Origin of the sequence: Propionivibrio sp. (assembly GCF_049316945.1) — a bacterium.
GTDB lineage: Bacteria > Pseudomonadota > Gammaproteobacteria > Burkholderiales > Rhodocyclaceae > Propionivibrio.
The window spans coordinates 1-7445 of record NZ_JBMOJE010000180.1; the positions used below are offsets into that span (position 1 = coordinate 1).

Consider the following 7445-nt stretch of genomic DNA (forward strand, 5'->3'; position numbering starts at 1 on the left):
GCCTTCAGCCGATTTTCAAGTGTTGCCATGCTTCACCCCATAACTGCGGACAATGGTTATCACACTGCAGCCATTCTCCCGGCCCGGTGCAAGTGGTTTGCCGTTGCTGTCACGCGCCACACCATCGGCTCCCAATCTCACAATCTCGAATGTTTCAGGCTGCAACTTTTCCTCGATAGCCCTCAGCCGTGTGTCAAGTGCCGCCATGCTGTACCTCCAGTGCCTCAACGCGCTTTGTCAATTCGTCAACTTCAGCCACACGCGCCAGGCCAGCAATGGCCGACAGTAGCGCGGTGCCCGTGCCAGGTGCCAGCTTGCCAGCCGCGACAGCAGCCAGCACTGATTTAGCCTGCTCTGTCAGTGTCCCGTCGGGCATAGGGATGGACTGCGCCAACTCTGAAGGTTTCAGGGATGGTAGATACCGCTCCAAAATCAGCTTACCGGCTTGCACGTCACCATCCATAGCCAATTCAATCATGCGCTCCAACACCTCGGGCGCTCGCTTGCCGATAGCCTCGCGCAGTTTGGTTATCGGTGACTGGCCGGGTGTGCGGCCCTTGGGGTTGCCACTGGTGCCCTTCGCCCACTGCTTGCCGGGTGGTTTGGAGGCTGTCATGATTCTGCTTTCTGCGGTGCTGAATCAGGCGCGACAAGGCGAAAGCCTTTGCCCTGCCAGACTGTGCGGCCCGTGCGGGGTTGTCCGTCTGCAATGACGCGAAAGCCGGTGATTTTGTGCCCAGGTGTTGCGGGGGCCAGCTTGTCCAGTCTGGCGCTCATGGTTTGAATGCTCATTTTGAATCCTTGATGTCTGGGCACCAGAACCGCACTGCCAGCAATTTGCCGGTGTTGCATCGGTAAAACCTGAACCCGGCCCGCAGTCCATAACCCGGCGCAAAGTCAACGTATGCCCCAGGGTGAACGGAGCGAAACATGGTTTCATTCAATGGCAGGTTTTCAATCTCGCCAGCCATGCCATCGGTAAATGTTTTGTGCAGCAGCATGGATTACCCGGTAATGCGCTTGACGTGCCGATAAGCCGTTACCCGACTACATGCGTAACTGGTTGCAATGCGCTGCACCATATCGCTCCGACGGTATCCAGCGGCTTGATACCGCTGAATGTCAATGTCAATACCAGCCGCGCGCGCCTGCTTTGCTGTCGGAGTCGCAAACGTGCCCAGCAAGGCGGTTAAACGCTCGCGTGTTGCGTCTGGCATGGGCAGGGTGGCAATGGCACCAGCGAGTGCGTTCATGCGAAGGTGTCGCCGATAATGGCTTGCGGCATACCCTGTGTGAATCGTTGCGCCATCTTTGCGGCTTGAAAATCTGAATCAGTCATTGCGATCCCGCCACGGAATTCAGCAAAGAACTTGCCACCAGAAAGTTTATTGAACAGGCTGCCATCAGGCGTACCGGATAACTTCTCCAGCGTCACCACGGCGGATGTGATAGCTCGGGCTGCTGCTGCCACCATATCACCAACAAGCCCGGTGGCGTGGGTGCTTCGCGGCCATGTCTTTGCGGCGTAAATGGTACGCATCAAGTCCACTTGGTCGGCGGGCAGGCCATGAATTTCAGCAGGGACACGACTCAAGGCGGCTTGAAGGCGGTCACTGTCCAGGCGTGGCATCAAGTCACCTTGACTCAATGAACCGCGCTCCGCTGGTGACAGGATGCCCAACTTGGCGATGACGGCCAAATCAAAGGCGATTTGTTGCGCTTCGCTCTCGGATGACTTTTTGAATGTCGTCTGTGTCAGCAGCACCAGCGCGGCAGCCCGGTCTTTTTCAGCCATGACGTTTTGCGCCAGGGTGTCAAGCTCGCTAAAAGCGAAGTTGACTTTTTGCTTGATTGCGTCAATCAATGCCTTCTGCGTGTAGCCTAGTCCTGCCAGGCGCTTTTGCTCGCCCAACATGAACAAGTTGTTAGCTCGCGCATTCTTGAAAACGTCAGCCAGCACGGACGGCGCGGATGCCACCAAGCCAGTGGCACGGCGGTTATCGCTGGCCTGAATCGCGTCAGTGCCATCGTAGGCGTACTGGGCCTGTCCAGTGAACGGCCATGCACCGAGGTAAATCAGCTCGGTGCCATTCTGAAAAATCTCGTAGCTCAGGTTGCTGTGAAGGTCTTTTGTCGCGTGGTTTGCGTATTTGCTTTGCATGGGGTTGCCTGTAAAAAATATCAGTGTCGGGATACAGCGTCTCAATTCGTGGCATGAATTGAGACAGTTTCAACGGTTTTGAATCAGGCTTTGTAAGTTTTCATGCTCACATTGTTGATACGTTTTTACTCGATTCAACGCATAGACCTAAGATAACTGTAATTATCTCTGGCCGGTTTTGCGCATTGCGACTACACCCGGCCCACTTTTGCCGGTAAAACTGCTGTCAGAAAAGTGCCTGCAATTACCGGGTAATGATAAACCGTATAAACAGTTTATACGGTTTATCGCGTTACTCAGTAACAGGCTTTGTGCCGATTCACCCGTCATTGCTGGCGCAACTTCAGTAGCCATTGCGTTGCAAGGGTTGCGGCTTCGCTGTTGCCGTGGCGGTCCGGGTGGCAAAGCTGAATCAGCCGTTTGAGCATTGACGGCTCTATCGGCTCAGTTACCACCACTATGCGGGCTTCAGCCCGTGGCGTTTTCGCCCGGCGCGGCGTTTTTGCCAGGTAGCACGGCAAGCACGTCAACTTCCAAACTTCGTCTTTGAAAAATGGCTCATGGCATATTGGACACAGTGCGACGTGGGGTTTGAAGTCACTCATACCGCCTCCATTTGGCAATGCCCGGCATATCGTCCGAGCATGAATCGCGGTATTCCTCCAGCCCCAGTAGAACGGTGTGCAGCTTTTGCGGGTCGATACCGTCGCGCACGATAAGGTGCATGGCCTCGATCAGGATAAACGTCTTGCGCTGCTCAAAAGTGCCATTGCGAACCTGTAAATAGCACGCCAAACCTGATCTGTAGCCTTTGTGCTGGTGGTCACGTTCAGGCCACGGCTTCAAAAACACGTCACCAGAAACCGGATTCCAAAGCAGCATTGTGTTTGTCGCATTCATGCCGACTCCCCGGTTTTTGCGCTGTTTTGTGGGTGCGCTATTCCCCCCACACCCCCCACTGGGACTGGGTGCACTGGGTGCGCACCCACTCCACCCACTGCACCCACTGTGCTTTTATGGGCACTGGGTGCACTGGGTGCTGTTGGTGCATACAGTCCAGCAAAGTTTTTGCCATCAGTCGTAACCGTCCATCGTTGACAGTTTTTGTTTGTGTGTGCCGATCTGTAATCGAGCGGCGCTATCCATCCGGCCCGCTGGCACTGAGTGATAACCCGTTTGGTCGCATCGCTGTTCAATTTGAGACTGAGAAAAGCCGGTTCACTTTTCAGCACAGCAAAGACTTGGTTTCTGGCATTGTTGGATGGACTGCAATACTGCCCCCGGCCTTCAAACTCTGCGATAAGTTTCAGTAACGAAATAGCCCGGTCATCATCACCCCGGCCTTGCTGTCGCGTTCCATCAAAACCAGCTTGTCCGATAACTTGCGGGAACCCGCCATCTACCCATTCAAGCGTCAACGGCTCTCGCAACTTGCCCAGGTTGCTTTTCTGGTGCTCCAGCGTAATCAGTCCAGCATCATCCCGGCTCATGAATAACCGGCTTCTTACGCTGTTGTGCCATGCGGTAGAACCAGAAAAATCCTGCCCCGACTCGGACTTTTTCGCCCTTGCGCTCACGGCGTTGATATGCGCCAGCAGCACCACGGCGCAGTTTGCCGATTGCGCCATCAGTTTGAGCGAACGAATGAAGGCCCGGACTTGTCGCCTCACAATTTCGTCACCACTGAATGCGTCGCTGGCGTTGTCGATCAACACCAGGCCAAAGCCCTCGGCCTGTACCCGGTTGCGCATCTCCACGAACGAACTTGTCACGTCCCCGGCTTTGCGGTCATCCGTACTGAACAACTCCGGGTTTTCCGTGCCATCGACAACGGTCAGCCGGTCACGCAACTGCTCCGGGTCAATCAGCCATGCCCGGCAGATACTTGCAAGCCGGTTCCGAACAATGCGAACACTGTCCTCCAGGCTCACAAACAGCACTTTGCATGGATCGGTATCGACTCCGAACAATGGCCGTCCCAGTGCGGCGCAGACTGCCAGCATCAGGGCCACGGTCGATTTTCCGGTGCCACCATGCGCCCCGTACAGCGACACTTCACCAACGGGTAAATAGCCATCCCAAACGAACGCGGGCGGCGGGCTTGGATTGGTGAATAGGTCAAACACCGATACCGGCTTCAGCAGTGGCTCGGGCTTTGGTGGCTCGCTGGCCGATTCCAGCACTTGCTGAACCGCATCAAAACCACCATCAGGTGACATAAATAGATCATTCAAATCTGAGTTATCCGGCCATCCATCAGGCATCTTGGCCACACCGGCCCCAACTTCAGCGGCGATCTTGTCGGCGGCGGATTCTTTGCCAACATCCGGGCAGATAACCAGCCGGGCATCTGCATCACTCTGGCGCAAAGCAGTTGCCACCTTGGCCACATTGCCCCAGCCGAAACAAACGACAGCAGCGGCCCCTGTAGCCATCCACACGGCCCAGGCGGTGCCGATACCCTCGCACAGGTAAACCGGCTCGCTGGGTTTGATCTCGCCAACGGTGTGCCATGCGCCAGACATTGACGCACCGGGCAGATTCAGCTTCTTACCTTTGCCGGGTGCTGGTATGAATTGAATGCTCTGCATCGTGCCATCCGGCGCATAAGCTGGCACTGCCAAAGCACCGGCCAGGCTCTGCATCGCAATGGTCAATGTGCTGTCAGTGGGCACCATGCGCAAATTCTCATTGGGCGCTCCGGTTGCGCCTTTTGTTGCCTTGTACTGGTGCACCAGAACGGGCACCAGGCGATTCCATACCTCTGGCGCACTGTTACCAGGCATAGGCTTGCGTGGTGGCTCTGCGGCCCGTGTAGCCTTCTTTGGCGCGGGTTTGCGGTCGGTGCCTTCAGTCCATCCGGCATCACGCGCCATGCCGAAAAGCGCACCAGCAGTAACACCCCCTTGCGTGTCCTTAAACGAACGCCAGGCATCACGGGCACCGGCGGCGGTGTAGTTGTCAGCCCCGGCGCTCCATTGGTCGAACGTGTCGAAGTCGCCCCCGGCTGCGTGATAGGCCATGCCCCGCTTCACCCAGGCATCACGATCACAATTTGGATCCAAACTTTGCAGCGCACTGACTGCGCGATCAAGGTCTTTACTCATTATTTTTTTACCCCCATACGCACCATGATGGTCTGAACCTCCACCCGGTACGGATTGCGCTTTCTGTCACGCTGCTGTCGGCGCTCGTTTCTGCGCGGTGGCTTGCTGGTGGCTGCTCTTGATTTGGTGGTCATTGCTGGCACCTATCAAAACAGGATGCCGTCATCGTCACTGGATGACACAGGCGGCGGCGCGATTGGCTTGAATATGTACTGTGTCATCCCTGACAAGGCCTTTCTGTTTTCCTCCCAAACCTCGGGCGATTCATCGCGCCAGGCACTAAACAGGTTGGATCCAAAGATAAAATAAATCCCACATTCATAGCAGACTGCAAAATGGTTGCGCTCAATATTCAGAATGATTGCTGATTCAGCGCATACCGGGCAATGAATGCCATCGTGCTCAGATTCGCGCTCAATGTTTGACGGCCCATTGCATATCGCGGTTTCGCTTGGTGTTTGGCCATCGGTAAATATGGCGGTCAGTGCGTTGACAAACCCGGTCGCCGATTGTTTCGGGTGGTCAAGTTTGCGAAGCTCCAACAATGCCCGGCGTATAGCTTGCGCGGCTTCACGGGCGCTGCTGGCACCCAGCACATTGACGGCCAATTGCTCGCCGATTTGGTATCCGGGTGCTTGGTTGAATGGGTTGCTCACAACTTCACCCCCGTCTTGACTGCGAACTCCACCAGCTCCGAATGGTCTTTGCAGTAACGCGACTGCCCGAACTTGCAAACGGTGAAAGTGTCACCAGCGCCACGGATGACGCGGTGCCCTGCCATCTCAAAACTGGCGATCAGGTTTGCAGTTGCATTGCTTGCCGCTGGCTGGTGCGGTCTTACCCGGTAAGGGTGTGGCTTGCTGGTGTCGCTGCTGAATCTAGGCGTGCCGGTGCCTGCCCCGGCGGGCATGTAGTCTGGTGCGGCCATGATTAACGGCTCGCAACAAAAGCGATCAACTCAGCGCGAGACCACAATGTTTTTCGCTCTGACACTTTGAAACCGGCAGGTACTTGCCCGTCTTTGCTTTTTTTGCGAAACGCGACTTCTCCCATACGGAGAATGGCCGCAGCCTCGCGATAAGTCACGAATTGGGGGGGTGTGTCCAGAACTGGACTTTTGAGGTTTTCCATGGGTATCCAATCGAAAAGGATTCGCTATCCTTTTGGCTTTTGATAAACTACCCATGTTCTTGTGAAGAAACAACATGGGGTTCTAACAAGATTCCCCAGAAAAAGGCTACCCTGGTAAGGTGGCCTTTTTCGATTCTGGGTGCAAAGAACGATCTGCATTTGCTGTAATCAGCAATTGACAGCATTGTATAAACCCAGCGCGGCCTTTTAGCGGCTACGGTGGCTATATCGATCCCAGTACTGTGTTTTTACTCAGGCCAACACCCCCCTAGGAAACAGCTCAGTCAAGATTTTTCTAACCGTGCTGGTTGATTTGTTGATGCGCGTTGCTATGCCAGCCATTGCTTAAAACCGGCGCAATGGCGAGGCCGGTAAAAATCAAACTGCGCTCAGATCAGCCAGTTCTGGCCGGTGTTTGCTGATGGTGCGGCGAGCTTTCGCCCGGCCAGCAGTTGCTATTGAATCAGGACTTTGAAAGCTGACAACCTGCCAAAATCCAGTTTTGCATCAAAATAAAGTACGGTTTATCTTTTGAATCAAGGACTTAGGCGAATAAATGTATAGTTGACTGCAATACTCGACTTTATACAATCATCATTATGTTAAGTAGGGTTTGGCTTAAACAGTGAATAGTTTGCTATCAAAACCATAGAATTCAAGTTGTCCACTGCTAAAAGTGCAGCAGTTGGCAGGTTTTCTTACAGTGCCGACAAGTGCATAGCGTGTTACCGCGTAACGCTGACACCTATTTAATAACGTATCTGGTACGTTACGTTATGAATCAGCCCGTGGTGCCCTTGTTGACGCTGGCAGGGGCAATTGCACCAGCGAAGTGATTCAGGCCAGCCTACCCCTTTTTGGTGGCGGGCTTGCTTGATTTCGCAGAGGTGCAATGTGCGGTTTGTCTCGGGGTCGAGCAATGTTTCCATGTGGAAAGATTGCGATTGCAGATAAACAATTACTTCCCCTGCGTCGCCGATACGCCTTGCGTCACTTTTAGCAGCGTCACCACGTTTCCCCGGTAATGGTGCCGTTGACGGTGCCGA

Annotated in this window: 11 protein-coding genes; all 11 read right to left on the reverse strand. The window is 54.6% G+C overall.

The genetic code is table 11. The annotated features are described in order from the left end of the window. Nucleotides 1-15 precede the first annotated feature (15 nt). Complete coding sequence (locus tag ACOYNV_RS24265; protein ID WP_422902385.1) at nt 16-207, reverse strand: hypothetical protein; 192 nt, start codon at nt 205-207, stop codon at nt 16-18. After that, nucleotides 194-616: a DUF5681 domain-containing protein gene (locus ACOYNV_RS24270; RefSeq protein WP_422902386.1), complete on the reverse strand. Its 423-nt coding sequence runs from the start codon at nt 614-616 to the stop codon at nt 194-196. Before ACOYNV_RS24270 ends, ACOYNV_RS24265 begins: the two co-directional genes overlap by 14 nt. Further along, entirely contained in the window at nt 613-792 is a 180-nt protein-coding gene (locus ACOYNV_RS24275) for a hypothetical protein (RefSeq protein WP_422902387.1), read from the reverse strand. Before ACOYNV_RS24275 ends, ACOYNV_RS24270 begins: the two co-directional genes overlap by 4 nt. After that, nucleotides 789-1001: a hypothetical protein gene (locus tag ACOYNV_RS24280; RefSeq protein WP_422902388.1), complete on the reverse strand. Its 213-nt coding sequence runs from the start codon at nt 999-1001 to the stop codon at nt 789-791. Before ACOYNV_RS24280 ends, ACOYNV_RS24275 begins: the two co-directional genes overlap by 4 nt. Before the next feature lie 3 nt (nt 1002-1004). Beyond that, a complete protein-coding gene (locus ACOYNV_RS24285; RefSeq protein ID WP_422902389.1) occupies nt 1005-1253 on the reverse strand; it encodes a hypothetical protein in 249 nt (82 codons plus the stop codon). Continuing rightward, nucleotides 1250-1960 (reverse strand): hypothetical protein, encoded by a 711-nt coding sequence (locus ACOYNV_RS24290; RefSeq protein WP_422902390.1) that lies wholly within the window; start codon nt 1958-1960, stop codon nt 1250-1252. Before ACOYNV_RS24290 ends, ACOYNV_RS24285 begins: the two co-directional genes overlap by 4 nt. Nucleotides 1961-2758: 798 nt before the next feature. Beyond that, nucleotides 2759-3061 carry a hypothetical protein gene (locus ACOYNV_RS24295; RefSeq protein WP_422902391.1) on the reverse strand — a complete coding sequence of 101 codons (303 nt, stop codon included), beginning with the start codon at nt 3059-3061 and terminating at the stop codon, nt 2759-2761. After that, nucleotides 3058-5268: an AAA family ATPase gene (locus tag ACOYNV_RS24300; RefSeq protein WP_422902392.1), complete on the reverse strand. Its 2211-nt coding sequence runs from the start codon at nt 5266-5268 to the stop codon at nt 3058-3060. The genes ACOYNV_RS24295 and ACOYNV_RS24300 overlap by 4 nt, the downstream gene beginning before the upstream one ends. A 146-nt stretch (nt 5269-5414) precedes the next feature. Next, nucleotides 5415-5924, reverse strand: coding sequence for a hypothetical protein (locus ACOYNV_RS24305; RefSeq protein WP_422902393.1), 510 nt, complete (start codon nt 5922-5924; stop codon nt 5415-5417). Further along, nucleotides 5921-6196: a hypothetical protein gene (locus ACOYNV_RS24310; RefSeq protein ID WP_422902394.1), complete on the reverse strand. Its 276-nt coding sequence runs from the start codon at nt 6194-6196 to the stop codon at nt 5921-5923. Before ACOYNV_RS24310 ends, ACOYNV_RS24305 begins: the two co-directional genes overlap by 4 nt. 952 nt (nt 6197-7148) lie before the next feature. Beyond that, nucleotides 7149-7445, reverse strand: a 297-nt coding sequence (locus ACOYNV_RS24315; protein ID WP_422902395.1) for a hypothetical protein, incomplete at its 5' end; no start/stop codon positions are given.